We start from the raw sequence: 1,010 nt of genomic DNA on the forward strand, positions 1-1,010 counted from the left end.
TCGGCACGCCGAACGCGACGACTCTCACTGCCGGTCCGCGTGACGTTCGCGGTCGAGGCGTTCGGCTAACGGCGAAACTTCGCTTCCGCCTGCACCTTCGCCATCTCTCCGGCGACCTTGGCGATCCACTCGTGGCCGTCGTCGACCGATCGACGGTGGTAGCCGTCTCCCATCACGTCGATGGATTGCAGTCCCGCCTCCTCAAAGCGGTCGACCACCCCCTCCGCCATCGCAACCAGTTCTTGCAGGTCGGCGACCTTCCGGCGGAGCGTCTCAAGGTCGTAGGTGGCGAATCGCGGCGCCCTCGTCCGCTTGGCGGAAGGCTTGGTCACGGCACGAATCATGGCGGGAGTCGGGGACGGCGTCACGGAATGTTGCGTTGCGTTTCAACCCGTGTCAACGGGTTCGCCCCTGCAAACGTAGGGCATGAGTCATCGGTTCACGGGATCGAAAAGTTTTTTCCAGACTGCTGTTGCGACTCATGCGATGACTCGCAACACTCCGAATATGAAGACTCACGAAAGCGCCCCGCTTTCCGCTTTCGGCCGCCTGACCCTGTGGATGCTGGAGAACACTGATGTCGGACTCGCCGAAGAGGGTGTGCATCGCCCCGGGTTGCGAGAGGACGGACGTGCAGTTTCGGCGGGGCCTGTGCCCCGCCTGCCATCAGGCGATGCTCCGCAACGTGGCGGCCGGGAAGACGACGAAAGCCGCGGAGGTCGCGGCCGGGCGATTGCTGCCGAACAGCGTGCGGCGGAACCCGATCAGCGTGGCGATTGACGCCGCGTCGGCCTGACCGCTCCCCGTCCCCCTCACCGCTCGCTCCCCGAGTCCCGATGGCCCGCAAGATCACCGCATTGCTGCCGTATTACGGCTCGGGTCGCCTGATCGCCCCCCGCGTCGCCGAACTTCTGCACGGCTGCCGCTGGGTCGGCGTCCCGTTCGCCGGGGGGCTGTCGGAAGTCCATCGGCTCAAGGCCCGCACGATCGTCTGCAACGACCTGCACCGG

The 1,010-nt window shown here is 65.9% G+C and carries 2 protein-coding genes; one reads left to right on the top strand and one right to left on the bottom strand.

Going from position 1 to position 1,010, the window contains the following annotated elements:
- Window positions 1-65: 65 nt before the first annotated feature.
- Window positions 66-332 carry a hypothetical protein gene (locus ACG2DA_RS22830; protein WP_395259011.1) on the bottom strand — a complete coding sequence of 89 codons (267 nt, stop codon included), beginning with the start codon at window positions 330-332 and terminating at the stop codon, window positions 66-68.
- 245 nt (window positions 333-577) lie between these two features.
- Here ACG2DA_RS22830 and ACG2DA_RS22835 point away from each other — a divergent pair, with 245 nt between their 5' ends.
- A complete protein-coding gene (locus tag ACG2DA_RS22835) occupies window positions 578-796 on the top strand; it encodes a hypothetical protein (RefSeq protein WP_395259012.1) in 219 nt (72 codons plus the stop codon).
- Window positions 797-1,010 lie beyond the last annotated feature (214 nt).

Origin of the sequence: Alienimonas sp. DA493, assembly GCF_043951915.1 — a bacterium.
Taxonomy (GTDB): Bacteria; Planctomycetota; Planctomycetia; order Planctomycetales; family Planctomycetaceae; genus Alienimonas.

Excerpts from the sequence above, each read along its gene's own strand:
- ACG2DA_RS22835 (WP_395259012.1), top strand. The coding sequence starts at position 578 with ATGTCGGACTCGCCGAAGAGGGTGTGCATCGCCCCGGGTTGCGAGAGG.